Source organism: Actinokineospora sp. NPDC004072 (genome assembly GCF_053604195.1).
The window spans coordinates 47,854-62,476 of sequence record NZ_JBSGHB010000003.1; the positions used below are offsets into that span (position 1 = coordinate 47,854).

At 69.3% G+C, this 14,623-nt stretch carries 14 protein-coding genes; 12 read left to right on the forward strand and 2 right to left on the reverse strand.

Going from position 1 to position 14,623, the window contains the following annotated elements; genetic code table 11:
• The first annotated feature begins 2 nt into the window (after positions 1 to 2).
• The 3 genes from rlmB to ACWEPX_RS05010 all read left to right on the forward strand — a co-directional run bounded on the left by rlmB (position 3) and on the right by ACWEPX_RS05010 (position 4,277).
• Positions 3 to 956 carry a 23S rRNA (guanosine(2251)-2'-O)-methyltransferase RlmB gene (gene rlmB, locus ACWEPX_RS05000; RefSeq protein WP_451895787.1) on the forward strand — a complete coding sequence of 318 codons (954 nt, stop codon included), beginning with the start codon at positions 3 to 5 and terminating at the stop codon, positions 954 to 956.
• A gap of 63 nt (positions 957 to 1,019) precedes the next feature.
• Positions 1,020 to 2,453, forward strand: coding sequence for an MBOAT family O-acyltransferase (locus ACWEPX_RS05005; protein ID WP_451895788.1), 1,434 nt, complete (start codon positions 1,020 to 1,022; stop codon positions 2,451 to 2,453).
• 615 nt (positions 2,454 to 3,068) lie between these two features.
• A complete protein-coding gene (locus ACWEPX_RS05010; RefSeq protein WP_451895789.1) occupies positions 3,069 to 4,277 on the forward strand; it encodes an AAA family ATPase in 1,209 nt (402 codons plus the stop codon).
• Between the two features lie 16 nt (positions 4,278 to 4,293).
• Here the strand turns inward: ACWEPX_RS05010 and ACWEPX_RS05015 are convergent, their stop codons facing one another.
• Both ACWEPX_RS05015 and ACWEPX_RS05020 read right to left on the reverse strand, forming a co-directional pair.
• Positions 4,294 to 4,764 carry an NUDIX hydrolase gene (locus ACWEPX_RS05015; RefSeq protein ID WP_451895790.1) on the reverse strand — a complete coding sequence of 157 codons (471 nt, stop codon included), beginning with the start codon at positions 4,762 to 4,764 and terminating at the stop codon, positions 4,294 to 4,296.
• Between the two features lie 9 nt (positions 4,765 to 4,773).
• Entirely contained in the window at positions 4,774 to 5,517 is a 744-nt protein-coding gene (locus ACWEPX_RS05020; RefSeq protein ID WP_451895791.1) for a DUF5919 domain-containing protein, read from the reverse strand.
• A 193-nt stretch (positions 5,518 to 5,710) separates the two neighbouring features.
• On the opposite strand from ACWEPX_RS05020, the gene ACWEPX_RS05025 reads away from it, so the two are divergent.
• The 9 genes from ACWEPX_RS05025 (at position 5,711) to ACWEPX_RS05065 (ending at position 14,617) form a co-directional block, all read left to right on the forward strand.
• Positions 5,711 to 6,079: a plasmid replication, integration and excision activator gene (locus ACWEPX_RS05025; RefSeq protein ID WP_451895792.1), complete on the forward strand. Its 369-nt coding sequence runs from the start codon at positions 5,711 to 5,713 to the stop codon at positions 6,077 to 6,079.
• Positions 6,080 to 6,089: 10 nt separating this feature from the next.
• Positions 6,090 to 6,296 (forward strand): hypothetical protein, encoded by a 207-nt coding sequence (locus tag ACWEPX_RS05030; RefSeq protein ID WP_451895793.1) that lies wholly within the window; start codon positions 6,090 to 6,092, stop codon positions 6,294 to 6,296.
• A gap of 3 nt (positions 6,297 to 6,299) precedes the next feature.
• Complete coding sequence (locus tag ACWEPX_RS05035; RefSeq protein ID WP_451895794.1) at positions 6,300 to 6,563, forward strand: hypothetical protein; 264 nt, start codon at positions 6,300 to 6,302, stop codon at positions 6,561 to 6,563.
• The gene (locus tag ACWEPX_RS05040) at positions 6,560 to 6,844 is read left to right on the forward strand and encodes an AMED_5909 family protein (protein ID WP_451895795.1); all 285 of its coding nucleotides are present in this window, start codon (positions 6,560 to 6,562) and stop codon (positions 6,842 to 6,844) included. Before ACWEPX_RS05035 ends, ACWEPX_RS05040 begins: the two co-directional genes overlap by 4 nt.
• A gap of 386 nt (positions 6,845 to 7,230) precedes the next feature.
• Positions 7,231 to 8,703 carry an FtsK/SpoIIIE domain-containing protein gene (locus ACWEPX_RS05045; protein ID WP_451895796.1) on the forward strand — a complete coding sequence of 491 codons (1,473 nt, stop codon included), beginning with the start codon at positions 7,231 to 7,233 and terminating at the stop codon, positions 8,701 to 8,703.
• Positions 8,700 to 10,286 (forward strand): replication initiator, encoded by a 1,587-nt coding sequence (locus ACWEPX_RS05050; protein ID WP_451895797.1) that lies wholly within the window; start codon positions 8,700 to 8,702, stop codon positions 10,284 to 10,286. The genes ACWEPX_RS05045 and ACWEPX_RS05050 overlap by 4 nt, the downstream gene beginning before the upstream one ends.
• 14 nt (positions 10,287 to 10,300) lie before the next feature.
• Positions 10,301 to 10,492: a helix-turn-helix transcriptional regulator gene (locus ACWEPX_RS05055; protein ID WP_451895798.1), complete on the forward strand. Its 192-nt coding sequence runs from the start codon at positions 10,301 to 10,303 to the stop codon at positions 10,490 to 10,492.
• Positions 10,492 to 11,730, forward strand: a complete 1,239-nt coding sequence (locus ACWEPX_RS05060; RefSeq protein ID WP_451895799.1) for a tyrosine-type recombinase/integrase — start codon at positions 10,492 to 10,494, stop codon at positions 11,728 to 11,730. The genes ACWEPX_RS05055 and ACWEPX_RS05060 overlap by 1 nt, the downstream gene beginning before the upstream one ends.
• 325 nt (positions 11,731 to 12,055) lie before the next feature.
• Positions 12,056 to 14,617, forward strand: a complete 2,562-nt coding sequence (locus ACWEPX_RS05065; protein WP_451895800.1) for a helix-turn-helix transcriptional regulator — start codon at positions 12,056 to 12,058, stop codon at positions 14,615 to 14,617.
• The last annotated feature ends 6 nt before the right edge of the window (positions 14,618 to 14,623 follow it).

Consider the following 14,623-nt stretch of genomic DNA (forward strand, 5'->3'; position numbering starts at 1 on the left):
ACGTGGCAGGCAACTCCAAGCGCCAGGGCGCCACCCGCAAGGCGGGCACGAAGAAGGGCATGGTCGTCGGCTCCGGCGGCCAGCGGCGGCGGGCGCTGCGCGGCAAGGGCCCCACGCCCAAGGCCGAGGACCGGGTGGGCCACGTCGCGTACAAGAAGGCCAACGCCGCGGCCAAGCGGGAGCAGGCGCGGTCGGGCAAGCAGGCCAACGAGCTGGTGGCCGGGCGCAACCCGGTGGCGGAGTGCCTGCGCGCGGGCGTGCCCGCCACGGCGCTGTACGTGGCGCTGGGCATCGACGCCGACGACCGGGTCAAGGAGTCGGTGCACCTGGCCGCCGACCGCGGGGTGTCGGTGCTGGAGGTCTCCCGCGCCGAGCTGGACCGGCTGACCGCGGGCGCGATGCACCAGGGCCTGGCGCTGCAGGTGCCGCCGTTCGAGTACGCCCACCCCGACGACCTGCTGGCCGCGGCCGCCGACAGCGGCGAGCCCGCGCTGATCGTCGCCCTGGACGGGGTGACCGACCCGCGCAACCTCGGCGCGGTGATCCGCTCGGCCGCGGCGTTCGGCGCCAACGGCGTGCTGCTGCCCCAGCGGCGCAGCGCGGGCATGACCGCGGTGGCCTGGCGGACCTCGGCGGGCACGGCGGCGAAGCTGCCCGTCGCGGTGGCCACGAACCTGACCCGCCAGCTGCGCGCGTACGCCGCAGAAGGGCTGATGGTGGTGGGCCTCGACGCCGACGGCACCCTGCCCTTCGACGACTTCTCGCTGGCGACCTCGCCGCTGGTGGTCGTGGTCGGCTCCGAGGGCCGCGGGCTGTCCCGGCTGGTGCGCGAGGCGTGCGACGCCACCATCTCGATCCCGATGTCGGCCGGGGTGGAGTCGCTCAACGCCTCGGTCGCCGCGGGCATCGTGCTGTCCGAGGCGGCGCGCAGGCGGCGGGTGGCCGGGCGCGTCTGACCGCGCGTTCGCGCCGGACGGGGGATCGGGAGCGGCTACAGTCTGACCCCGGGAGGGGGAAGGATGTCGTTCGCGAGCCCGCTGTTCCTGTGGTTCTTCACCCCGCTGGTCCTGCTGGCCGTGCTGGTCGCGCCCCGGCACTGGCGCAACGGCATCATCGCCTTCGCGAGCCTGCTGTTCTACACCGTCGGCGCGGGGCCGAGCACGATCCTGCTGCTGGTCTGCATGGCGGTCAACTTCGCGGCGGGGCCGTTCCTGGAGCCCGACGAGTGGGACGTCAACCGCAAGCGGCGGCGGAACCTGCTCTGGGCCGTGGTCGGGTTCGACGTGGCGATCCTGGTGGTGTGGAAGTACGCGGGGTTCGCCAGCGAGCAGATCGCCGGGTTCATGCGCCTGTTCGGCGGCGACTTCCCGGTGATCGAGCTGCTGCTGCCGATCGGCATCTCCTTCTACACCTTCCACCACATCTCCTACGTGGTGGACATCTACCGCGGCGAGCGCCCCGCCCTGCGCAAGCCGGTCGCGTTCGTCACCTACATCGCGATGTTCCCGCAGCTGGTGGCGGGCCCGATCGTGCGGTACCGGGAGATCGCCGACCAGCTCCCCCAGCTGCGCACGCACCGCCTCGACGACATCGCGGCCGGGTTCCCGCGCTTCGCGCTCGGGCTGTGCAAGAAGGTCATCATCGCCGACTCGCTGAGCCCGGTGGTCGAGCAGTGCTTCAACACCCCCTCCGGCGAGATGACCTTCGCCATCGCCTGGCTCGGCGCGATCGCCTACACCCTGCAGCTGTACTTCGACTTCTCCGGCTACTCCGACATGGCGATCGGCCTGGGCCGGATGCTGGGCTTCCGGCTGCCGGAGAACTTCGCCCGCCCGTACTCGTCGGTGACGGTGACGGAGTTCTGGCGCCGCTGGCACATGTCGCTGTCGCGCTGGTTCCGCGACTACGTCTACATCCCGCTGGGCGGCAACCGCTCGGGCTCGGGCAAGACGTACCGCAACCTGTGCGTCGTCTTCGTCCTCACCGGCCTCTGGCACGGCGCGAACTGGACCTTCCTGGTCTGGGGCCTCTTCCACGGCGCCCTGCTGATCATCGAGCGCGGCTTCGGCTGGGAGCAGGCCCCCACCGCCCGCCGCGCCCGCATCGCCCGCCGCGCCCTGACCCTGCTCCTGGTCTGCATCGGCTGGGTCTTCTTCCGCGCCGCCGACCTCGGCCAAGCCCTCGTGATGATCGGCCACATGCTCCTGCCGGACTTCACCGGCCTGACCGCGGAGGTGGACACCGCCCTGGGCAACCAAGCCCTCGTCACCCTCCTGGCCGCCCTCCTGGTCGTCTTCCTCCCCGCCGCCCCGGTGACCGGCCCCATGCTCGAATCCGCCCGCGGCCGCACGGCGTCGGCCCTGCGGATCGCGGTGATGGTCCCGGGAATGCTCTGGGCCGCGATCCTCGTCGCCACCGGCACCTTCAGCCCGTTCCTGTACTACCAATTCTGAGGCCCGGTCTCGGCCGGCCTTGGCGGTTGGCGGCGAAAGCGCCCCTGACCTGCACGAACCTTTGTTCGTCACTTCTCATCGGTCTTCGACCGTCCACGTCCTCTCACGGCCTGGTGACGGCCTGGCGGACGTGTCTCCGTCGCATGTGGTCCGCGCGTGCCCTCCTGCCGCTGCCGCGTCGAGCCGCCTCACCGCCTCGCGCCCGAACCACGGGGCTTGCTCCTCCCCCTGCTTCCTCGCCCTTGCCGCCCCTAGCGTCGGGAGTGCGGTGTCAAGGGTGGCGCTCGCGCCATCGCGCAGCGACGCCGCAGGCGCCCTTGATGCCGTGCTCCCGGCGTTAGACGATCGCGGCGACTGGGGGAAGCACCTCCCCCAGCTCATTGGTCCTTGTGCCGCGTCGCCTGCGCGGTGCGGCGCGCCCTGGACCGGCTCCGCCAGGGCCTGCCGCGCGCCAGCGCGGGCGGAGCGAAGCGGGAGCCCGCGCCTTGGCGCGATGGATAGGCCCGCACGGTGCCACCGGGACAGGCCCACCCGCGCCGCGCCGCGCAGGCGGCGCGGCCTTGATCCCGGATAGCCGAATTCAGCAACGGTTGCATACGGGTCTACCATGACCTCATGACGGCCGAAAAGCGCAAGATGGTTACATACGCGGACATCGCTAGGGTCTTTACACCCTCTGCACCGGTCATCTCCCGCGACTCCTTCGCTGGCCGCTCGGAAGAAATCATGAGTATTCTGGACGTTTTGAACGATCCGGGGCAGCAGGTGGCGCTTTATGGTGAAAGAGGCGTAGGTAAAACCTCGCTTGCGAATGTACTCTCAGAATTCCTTACGATCCACGACGGGCAAACTACGCTACTGGCCGCTAGGATCAACTGCAATTCGAATGATAATTTCAAGTCTATATGGGTTAAAGTATTTCGCGAGTTGAGTGTTCCAGTTCCGGAGCAATGGGCATTCGGCACCCCTGATCCGGATGAAATCCGATCGTTGCTTTCCAAGGTGCGCCCAGTTCGACTGGTCGTCCTCGACGAGTTTGATCGAGTAGATGATGATGAAGCCCTGTCGTTGATGGCCGATACGATCAAGGCTTGCTCAGACCATCGTGTTGCAACCAAATTGGTGATCGTAGGTGTGGCTGATTCGATAGATCAGCTGATAGGCGAGCATGCTTCTGTTCAGCGCGGCTTGGCTGAGGTGCATCTAGCCCGTATGTCCTATCTCGACTCGCAAGGTATTATCACTAGCGGACTCGATCGCCTGAATCTGACCATCGAATCGGCGGCGCAAAATAGAATCAACCGGTTGGCCGAGGGGCTCCCGCATTATGTGCACCTCCTGGCCAAGCATGCTTGCCAGCTCGCGGTCGCAGACGATCGCTCCAAGGTGACCATTAAGGATGTCGAGCTGGCTATTGATAAGGCGATGGAGAAGCACTCGGTAGTAAAAGAGTATCAGCTGGCTATCCAGAGCCCACGTAAGAAGAATCTTTACGCGCACGTTCTCGCGGCGTGCGCACTTGCCGAAAAGAACCTCCTAGGCCAGTTCGTTCCAAGCTCCCTTCGCGACCCCTTGTACAGAATGACGGGGCGGAGCTACACCATCCAGTCCTATTCGAAACATCTGGCCGACTTCGCTAGCGATGACAAGGGGAATGTACTCAAGAGGGAAGGTAGTCCGCGCAAGTATACCTTCCGGTTTCAAAATCCACTCCTTCAGCCCTTCTCGGTGATGGCTGCATGTCGCGCGGGAATTATCCCAGACGACTACATGAGTGAGATTTTTCGGGCACCTGACACGGACGAAATTCCGCCCCTTGCTTGAGCTTGGATGGGAATCTCTAGGTATAGAAAGGAGTTGTTCCCCGAGCGGTGGCGCACCGTATTCGCAACATCGTGGACGGATGGATTTTTAGTGCTGGAACCTGGTGATTTGCTACCCACGTCACCTCTTTTGATTCAGAACTAGTGCGTTCAGTTCCAGGGGTGCCAACTGCTCGAAAGCAAATCGAGAACTCCTGCCTAATTTCGCCGTCGGAGTATTCGATCACATGCGCCGGATTGCTGAAAATTCCAACAAGTCCTACAATCGATATTTTTACCCCAGTCTCTTCCAAGGTCTCCCGTATTGCGCACTGTGTGACAGTTTCGCCGGGGGTCAGCGCCCCTCCCGGAATGGTGTAAAGGTCGTTGTCGGTGCGCCGGATCATTAAGATCCGCCCATGATCGTCCTCAACGAAAGAGCTGGCCGCAACGATAATGCTGTTTGCCTTCGGGGCTCTTGGATCGTTCAAGTAATCCTTGCGCGTCACTAGTTGCTCCTAGTAGTTCGCTCGCTTAGAGAGGTTCCAAACGCTTTCGAAGCTCTCCGAGTAGGTCTCGAAGAGATCGCCTGCCGAGAGGCGACGGAGATGGAGGCTCGGGGCGTGGGCTCCTTGGAAGCCGTAGACGTGGGTGTTGATGATCATCTCGTCGTCGAAGCGGAAGATGCTGTTGTAGAGGGTGGTGCGGTGGAATCGCATTTCTATGCCGTCTACGTCGATGAGTGGTCGGTAGAAGGCAAGTGCGTTGCGGATGCGGGCGGCGAGAGTTCCGTCGCCTAGTTGTTCTTCGGCACTGCGGGTGGCGACTTCTGGGCTGTCCGGGTCGCCGAAGAGGAGGCGGATTCGGGTGCCGTTGGTGGCTTTGGTGGCTAGGTCTTTGATGAAGCGGGGGCGTTCTACCAGGAAGAGGGCTGCGTGCATGAGCAGCTCGATGTGGTCGGTGGCGTCGTTGATGAGGCGGTCCCAGAGTTCGACGGGGATGCTGTTGCGGTGGGGGTAGACCTTGACCACCTCGCTCCCCGCTATCTCGGCCTTGCGTTCGGCTGCCACTGCGTCGGGCCAGAGGTAGTTCTCCGACTCCCGCACCATCGCGGCGATGGTGTGGCGGTGCTTGGGGTACGGCACCCGGCCCTTGGTGATCCACCGTTCCACGGTCTTGGGGTCTACGCCCGTCGCCCTGGCCACCTTCTCCAGGTCCAGGCCCTTGCGGAGCAGGGCGTCTCGTAGGCGTTCGTTGGGCATCCGGGGCCTCCCAGGACGTGTAGGGACGTCTCCACCGTACGCCTAGACGTCCGTAGTCGTCCTGCTGTGCGGTGCTCGCGTCCTGGCGTTTTGACGACATTGGTCAGTGTCCGGGAACCGGTCCCGGGCCTTTGACCAGGGAGAAGACGCGATGCCTGTCATCCCTACGCGGTTCGCGGTCGACTTCGGGGACGTGTTCCCCGTCGGCGCGTTTGTGCTGGGTGTGGAACCCTCCATGGCGTTCTCGGACACGCCGGGTGCGCCGAAGCAGCAGGAGCGGGACAAGGAGACCGGACGGCTCGTCTGGGTCGTGCGGGCGCTGGACGCCAACGAGGAAGCGGCGCGGTTCGGGGCCGAGTTCAAGGTGAAGATCGCCGCTGACCACCAGCCGGTGCCGCCGCCGAAGGCCAACGGGTTCCCGTTCGCGGCGGTGGAGTTCGAGAACCTGACGGTCACCCCGTACGCCAACGCCAAGGGACGGATCGCGCACAGCTTCCGGGCCTCGGGGATGCGTTCGCCGCGCACGGGGCGCAAGCCGGCCACCGACCCGCAGGCTGCGTGAGGGCCGCTGGATGCGCGACATGGTGCACATCTACATCAGCGCCGACGTGCCGATCCGTTCGGAGCCGTTGCCGTTCGCCGACCGGCTGGAGATCCGGTTGGGCAAGGCGTACCCGGTGGTGGTCGTCGTGGACCGGCCTGCGCTGGACCTGCTGGCCCGGGCGATCGAGAGCGGGCGGACCAAGCTGGACGCGGCGGCCAAGAAGCAGGAGGGCTGAGCCGTGTCGGTCAACGTGACCTGCGATCCGGGACCGCAGTCGGCCGCCGGATTCATGCGGGTGGGCAGTGCTCCGGCGTTGGTGCTGTTCCTGGACCCGGGCAACATCGCGGTCCAGGTCCCGCCCTTCCCCGGTGGCGCGCGGGTGCTGGCCAAGTTCTGCCGCGAGCTGGCCAGGGAGGCGACCAAGCTCGCCGACGCGCTTGAGGGCGAGCAGACCGGGCGGCACGCGCTCGTCACCGATCCTGACGGGCGGCGGTCGCAGTGAAGGTCAAACTGCGGGTCGGGCCTGGCAAGGGCGAGATCGCCACGCTGCGGCAGGCGCACGACGCGATTGCTGAGCTGCGCCCACCCCGGTCGGCATCGGCGGCGGAATGGGAGGCGTTCCACCGCGAGGCATCGCGGGTGTACGCGGAGGTCGCCTGGGTGGACCTCAACCACCACCACGAAGCCCGCGGGTACTGGGCGGTCGCCGAACGCAGGATCGCCGACTACATCGCCTCGACGGGCGTCATCCCGGAGGGCTACCCGGAGATGCCGGGATGGTGAGGTCCGCAGCCGGGCAAGGGGGGTGATGCCCCTGGACCATTGAGCTACCACTGTCCACACCGCACAGAACGCGCTGAACGCTGATGCGGCTATGTCGCGCGCTCTCGTTGCGCTGCAAGCAATGCGACGACAGAAGCGGCCATCCGTGGCTGGCACCTTGGGGCCGCTTCTGTCTGTCCAACCCCTGACGGAGTTGACATGGCAAGCGTAGAACACGCTCGTGGTGACCGCGCAACCCCTACCCCTCGAACGCGGTGCGCGCGGTGTTGCAAGTTCGCCCGGCTGCTGCCCGGCGACGATCAGTGCGCCTCGTGCTCGGGCGCGTTGGCACTGGAGTTCGGCACGATCGCCGCTCCCTCGGACACGACGGTTCGGGGTGGTTGGTGATGAAGAACAGCCGATGGGTCGACCCGGCCCCGCTGGAGGTAGCACGTCCCCGCCTCCCGTGGTGGACCTTGCTGCCGTGGAAAGCCAAGCTCCTGCTCTCGCCGATCGCGGCGGCCTGGGTGCTGTGTTGGCTGACGGCCAAGCTCGCCCGGCTCGTCTGGTACTACCCGCTGTCGACGGTGCTCGCCGTGGCTGGCGGGCTGCTGTACGGCGTCGCTGGCGGGTGGGTGCTCGGCGGCCTGGCCCTCGTTGTCCTCGTGGCTGGGCTGGTGTGGTGGCACCGGGACACGACGGGGTTCCAGCGGCGGATGCGGTGGGTGCGCACGGAAGCGCGCCGCGCCTCCCTGTACGCGGCGAACTGGCGCACCGTGACCCGGCTCGCGGGGCTGACCGGAGAAGCCCGGGGACGCGAGTACCGGCCCAGGCTCAAGCGCGTCCACTCCGAGTGGTGGCGCGACCGGGTGCGGGTCCGCATGATCCCGGGGCAGGCACCGGAGCAGTGGGAGCTGCGGGCCTCGGGCCTGGCGCACTCGTTCCGGGCTCGCTCGTGCCGGGTCCGGGTGGTCAAGCCCGGGGTGATCGAGCTGGACCTCGTGCACGCCGACCCGCTCGCCGCTTCGCTTCCCGTGCCCGAGCTGGCGGCGACGGATTCGACGGTGGACCTGCGGCGGGTCGTGATCGGTCAGACCGAGACCGGTAAGCCGTGGACCCTGCGGCTCATCGGCGGGCAGTACCTCGCGGTCGGGGTGCAAGGCGCGGGCAAGGCGTCCGTGCTGTGGTCGCTGCTGTGGGCGCTAGCCCCGGCGATCCGATGCGGCTCGGTGCGGGTGCTCGGGATCGACCCCAAGGGCGGGATGGAGCTGGGGCAGGCCCCGGAGCTGTTCCACGGCGGTCCCGTGTTCGGCAACGGCGCTGCCGCTGTTGAGCTGCTGGAGCAGATCGCGGAAGAGGTTCGGGAGCGGGCGGCCCGGTTCCGGGGCATCCGTCGGGGCTGGTCGGCCGACAGCGGCGAGCCCTTCTTGCTCCTGGTGCTCGATGAGCTTGCCGACGTGATCGCCTACCAGACTGACCGCAAGCTGAAGGAACGCGCGCAACTCGCCCTGCAGGCGATCACCTCGCAGGGCCGCGCCCCCGGTGTCGCGGTGCTGGCCCTGGTCCAAGACCCGCGCAAGGAGATCGTGCCCTTCCGCAACCTGTTCACCACCCGCATCGCCCTGCGCCTCGATGAGGCCGCGCAGGTCGACATGGTGCTTGGCGACGGCGTACGGGCACGCGGCGGCAACGCCCACGAGATCCCCGAAGCAACCCCCGGCGTGGCCTGGGTCAAGGAGGACGGCAAGCGTGACCCAGTGCGCGCCCGCGCCTTCCACGTCACCGACACCAACATCATCGAACTGCGGCACTACGTGACCGGAGGTTCGGCCGTCGTCCTGCCCTTCACCCTCCGACCGGACGGAGGTGCGGCGGCATGAACGGCCCTGTGAAGGTACGTCCGCCGCTGGCGCTGGAGGTCGTCACCGCGACCGCTGAGCAGCACGGCGTGTGCATCCGGCCGTTCACGATGGAGGTCGGCGACCCGGACACCGGTGCGCTTCGCTACGTGGGTGTGCCGTGTGGGTCGACGGTGGAGAGCGTGTGTGGGCCGTGCGCTAGGAAGGCGCGGGCTTTGCGGATGGCTCAGTGTCGTGAGGGTTGGCACCTGTGCTCCGAGCCTGTCGATGTGCGGCGGGAGCCTTCGGCGGAGGAGCGGGCGTTGTTGGAGCTGCGCGCCGACCTCGTGGCCGCCTACCGGCAGGCCGATGCCGCTGGAGAGGTGGAGGCGGACGGGCTGCGTGAGGACATCCGCGCGGTGGATGAGGAGCTGCGCGGCTGTGGTGTCGCGGGCAGGCTCCCGAACCCCGACGGGCCCGGCGCGAAGTCGGCTCCGAAGCGGTCGACCAGGCGGCGGCAGGACGCCCCGAACCTGCCTCGGCGACGGGTGGAGAAGCGCACCCTCGGCCGCGAGTACGCGGGCGGCTACCGGCCCTCGATGTTCGTCACCCTCACCTGCGACAGCTACGGCCCGGTCGGGGCTGATGGCGCACCCCGCGACTTCGCCAGCTACGACTATCGGCGGGCGGCGCGGGATGCGGTGCACTTCGCCTCCCTGGTCGACCGCTGGTGGCAGAACCTACGGCGGGTCGTCGGCTGGGACGTCCAATACTTCGCCACCGTCGAACCCCAGAAACGCACAGCGCCGCATCTGCACGCGGCGATCCGCGGCTCCATCCCGCACGAGGTCATCCGCCAGGTCACCGCGGCCACCTACCTTCAAGTGTGGTGGCCCGCCCACGACCAGCCCATCTACGACGGTGAGCGCCTGCCGATGTGGGACGGCGGCCGGTTCGTGGACCCGGACACCCGGCGCCCTCTAACGACCTGGGCGGACGCCCTCGACCAGGTGGAAGAACCGGCACACGTGGCGCGGTTCGGGCCGCAGGTGCACTCCAAGGGCATCCTCGGCAGCACCGAAGAGGCCGGACGCCACATCGGCTACCTGACCAAGTACCTCACCAAATCCACCGGCGAAGTCGTCACCGCCACCACCGACCGCCAACGCGAACACCACGAACGCCTACACGCCGAACTGGCGGTGACGCCGTGCTCGCCCCGGTGCGCGGTCTGGCTGCTCTACGGCGTCCAACCGCTGGACGTCACCTCCAAGACCATCCCCGGCCACTGCAAAGGGCGCGCGCACCGACGCTCCACCCTGGGCCTGCCCGGGCGGCGCGTGCTGGTCTCGCGCAAGTGGTCCGGCAAGACCATCGCCGAACACAAAGCCGACCGGCGCGCCTTCGTGCTGACGATGCTCGACGGTGTCGGCATCCGCCCACCCGAGCAGGACAACTCCCGGCTGATCTGGCGCAAACTCGCGCCGGGCGACACCAACGCCCCACCACGCGCCCACCTACTCATGCACGCCATCTCCGAACGCATCCGGTGGCGCGCCGAATACGACAGAGCCCTGCTCGCAGCGGGTACCGATGTTTCAGCAACTCCGCTTCTAGCGGCTTGACCAGGGGGAACGCTATGAGCAAGCAAGACGTGTTGTGGACGGTGGATGAGGTGGCGGCCTACCTGCGGGTGCCGGTGGCGACCGTCTACCAGTGGCGCAACCGGGGTTACGGGCCGGTGGGGCGTCGGGTCGGGCGGTATCTGCGGTACCGGGCTGAGGACGTGGTGCGGTGGGTTGACGGGCTGGCGGAGAGGAGGGCGGCCTGATGGGGCACGTCCAGGATCGCTGGTACCGGGCCAAGGTCGACGCGGACACCGGCAAGCCCGTGCTCAACGATCGGGGCAAGCCGGTCCGGGAGAAGACGCCTCTGTACGGCAAGGGTGACCGGTACCGGGTGCGGTGGGTCGACAGCTCGGGGCGGGAGCGTGCGAAGTCGTTTCCGGATCGGCAGAAGTCGCAGGCTGAGGCGTTCCTGGGGGAGGTGGAGAGCGAGCTGCGGCGGGGGACCTACATCGACCCGGACGCGGGCAAGGTGACGTTCGAGGTGTTCGGGAAGCGGTGGCTGGCGTCGCAGACGTTTGAGGAGTCGACGCGGGAGGCCGTTGAACTCCGGTTGCGGCTGCACGTCTTCCCGCACCTGGGCGGGCGGAGGCTCGACTCGATCCGGCCGTCAGACGTTCGGGACTGGCTGAAGGCGTTGCAGGACAAGGGGTTGAGTGAGAGCTACCGGCAAGTGATCTTCGTGCACGTGCAGGCGATCCTCAGCGCGGCCGTGGACGATGAGCGCATCCGGAAGAACCCCTGTCAGGCCGCGTCGGTGCAGAAGCCGCAGGTGCCCGCCCGGAAGGTCGTGCCGTGGACGGCGGAGCGGGTGCACGCGGTGCGGGACGCGATGAGCGAGCGGTACCGGGTGACGGTCACCCTCGGCGGCGGGCTGGGGCTGCGCCAGGGTGAGGTGTTCGGGTTGAGCCCGGATGACCTCGGCTGGGACAACGACGTCGTGCGGGTCCAGCGGCAGGTGAAGATCGTCGGGGGCAAGCCGTGCTTCGGGCTGCCGAAGGGCGGCAAGACGCGGGAGGTGCCGCTGCCGCACTCGGTTGGTCAGGCGGTGCGGGAGCACATGGACGCCTTCGCGCCCCTGGAGGTGACCTTGCCCTGGCAGCACCCGGGCGGGGAGCTGGTGACGGTTCCGGTGCTGGTGTGGAGCCGGGACCGGACGGTGGCCTGGCGTCCGGTCTACAACCAGTGGACCTGGGCTCCGGCGCTCAAGCGGGCGGGCGTCACCCCCCTCCCCCGGGTCGACGGCTTCCACGCGCTGCGGCACTTCTACGCCTCGACGCTGCTGGACGCGGGTGAGACCGTGACGGCGCTGTCGGCCTACCTCGGGCACGCCGACCCCGGGTTCACGCTCAAGGTCTACACCCACCTGATGCCCTCCAGTAAGCAGCGCACGCGGCGGGCCGTCGACGCGGTGTTCGGCGGCCTGGAGCCGGTGGCGGCCTGACGACGGCCTGAGCCTGGGGCGCGGCGGACAAGCGGCAGGTCAGGGGCGCACCCATTCCGCTACTACCAATTCTGACGCTGTACGCCTGTCGGCCTATTGGCTGCGCCAGGTCAGGCGAATTCCGGGTGAAGACCACGGGACCAGCGGTCCCACCAGGGGCTCTTCTGTGCTAAAGGGCCGATACTGAGAGCACAGGCGTATACCGATTCGCAAAGTTCTTTCATTACCCGATCTGGGCTATGACCATGCTATAAACCAGCGACAGAACCGCCTAAAGAGTCCATATGAGACTTGCTTGGCCACGAGCCACAAGGGGGCATGTCGAATGGTACGAACGGACCACGACGCGGCGCTCACCGAGCTGGTTGGCCTGTTCGCGGCGTGTCGGGCGGGGCAGGGGCGGCTGGCGCTGATCACCGGGGGGTTGGCCAGCGGGAAGACGCAGGTGCTCAACCGGTTCTACGCCCACGCCCGGGACGAGGGGGCGCTGCTGCTGACCGCGGCCGGGTCGCGGGCGGAGCGGGCGCTGCGGGCCGGGGTGATCGACCAGCTGTTCCACGGGGCCGGGCTGCCGCCCGCGGTGGCCGACCGGATGTCGCGGGTGATCTCGCCGCGCGCGGACGAGGAGTCGGGGTCGGACGCGCGGACGATGCGGCAGGGCTGCGCGATGATGGTGCACGAGGTGAGCCAGGCCGTGCTGGAGCTGTCCCGGGAGCGGCCGGTCGTGGTGGGCATCGATGACGTGCAGTTCGCCGACAGCTCGTCGCTCCAGTTCATCCTCTACTTACGCAAGCGGATGGCATCCGCGCGCGTCCTCATCGCACTGACCGAGTGGGAGCAGCCGCAGCCGACGCTGCCGGTCTTCCACGCCGAGATCACCCGCCGCCAGCACCACCGCATCGCCCTGGCCCCGCTGTCGACGGCGGCGATCGCCGCCCTGCTGGGCGAGCGGGCCGACCTCGCCCCGGTCTGGCACCGGGTCAGCGGCGGCAACCCCATGCTGGTGCAGGCGATGGCCGACGACCTCGCCGCGGGCGTCACCGCCGACGAGGAGCGCGCCGGACCGGCCTACGGGCGGGCCGTGCTGGCCTGCCTGCACCGCTGGGAGCCCTACCTGCTCGACGTCGCCCGCGCGGTCGCGGTGCTCGGCGACGAGGACGGCGGCGACGGCGGCGACCTGGTCGCCCGGCTGGCGGGCACCACGCCCGACGTCGCCGACCGGGCCGTGCGCATCCTGACCGGCGCGGGGCTGCTCAGCGGCGGGCGGTTCCGGCACGCGGCCGCGGCCGCCGCCGTGCTGGCGGCGATGCCGGTCGCCCAGCGCTCGACCATGCACACCCTGGCCGCCGAGCTGCGCTACCAGCGCGGCGCGGCGCCCTCGACCGTCGCGGCGCACCTGCTGGCCGCCGACCGGGCCGTGGCGGGCTGGTCGGTGCCGGTGCTGCTCGACGCCGCGGAGCAGGCGCTGACCGGCGACGACGCCGCGGGCGCGGTGCGGCTGCTCGAACTGGCCCTGCGCACCGGCGAGCAGCGCCTGGACGTGACCAAGGCGCTGGTGCGGGCGCTGTGGTGGACCAACCCGTCGGCCGCCTCCGCCCACATCGGACCGCTGCGGGCGGCGATGTGGGCGGGCGACCTGCGCGGGCGCGACGCGGTGACGCTGGTGCGGCACGCGCTGTGGACCGGCGACCAGGCCACCGCCCTGCGCGCGCTGGGCATGCTCTGCGACGCCGAGCTCGACCCGCAGAGCGCGGCCGAGCTGCGGATGACCGCCCAGTGGTTCCACGGCCGCGGCCCGGTCGCCGCGGCGGCCGAGGCGCTGCAGGCCGAGGGCGACGACCCGTGGACGGCGACGGCGCGCACGCTGGGCGCGATCTGGACCGGGCAGGCCGACCGGGCGACCGTGGCCGCCGCCGAGCTGATCCTCAGCAACAGCTGGCCGGGCCAGACCGCCCCGGAGGTGGTGGCCGCGGCGCTGCTGATCCTGGCCCACGGCGGCGGGTCCGAGCGGGCCGCGGGCTGGTGCGAGCGGCTGTCCGCCGACGCCGCCCGCCGCGGCGCGCCGACCTGGCAGGCCATGATCGAGGCGGTGCGCGCCGACATCGCGCTGCGCCGCGGCGACGCGGCGGGGGCGGCGGCGCGGGCCGAGGCGGCGATGGGGCTGCTGCTGCCGCAGGGCTGGGGGGTGTCCGTCGGCTACCCGCTGTCGATCCTGATGGCGGCCAACACCGCGCTGAGCAGGCACGGGATGGTCGAGGACCTGATGCGGCTGCGCGTGCCCGACGCCATGTTCGACACCCTGTGCGGCCTGCGCTACCTGCACGCGCGCGGGCGGGCGCTGATGGCGACCGGGCGGGTGCTGGCGGCCATCAGCGACTTCCAGAACTGCGGCCAGCGGATGCGGGCCTGGGGCGTCGACCTGCCCGCGCTGGTGCCCTGGCGCACTCACCTGGCCGAGGCGAACCTGCTGCTCGGCCGGGCGGACGTGGCCGAGCGGCACCTCAGCGAGCAGCTGCGGATGCCCGGCTGCGACAAGCGCACGCGCGGGGAGTCGCTGCGGCTGCTGGCGGGCGCGCGCGATCCCGCGCACCGGCCCGCGCTGCTGCGCGAGGCCGTCGAGTGCCTGCGCGCCACCGGCGACCGGGCCGCGCTGGCCAAGGCGGTGGCCGAGCTGGGCGCGGGCGAGCCGGACTGGGCCGACCCGGTGCTCAGCGACTCCGAGCGCCGGGTCGCCGAGCTGGCCGCCACCGGGCACACCAACCGCGAGATCGGCCGCGCGCTCTACATCACCGTGAGCACGGTCGAGCAGCACCTGACCCGCGTCTACCGCAAGCTCGGCGTCAACGGCCGGGCCGACCTCCCGCACCGGCTCGCCCTGGTGCGCTGATCCCCC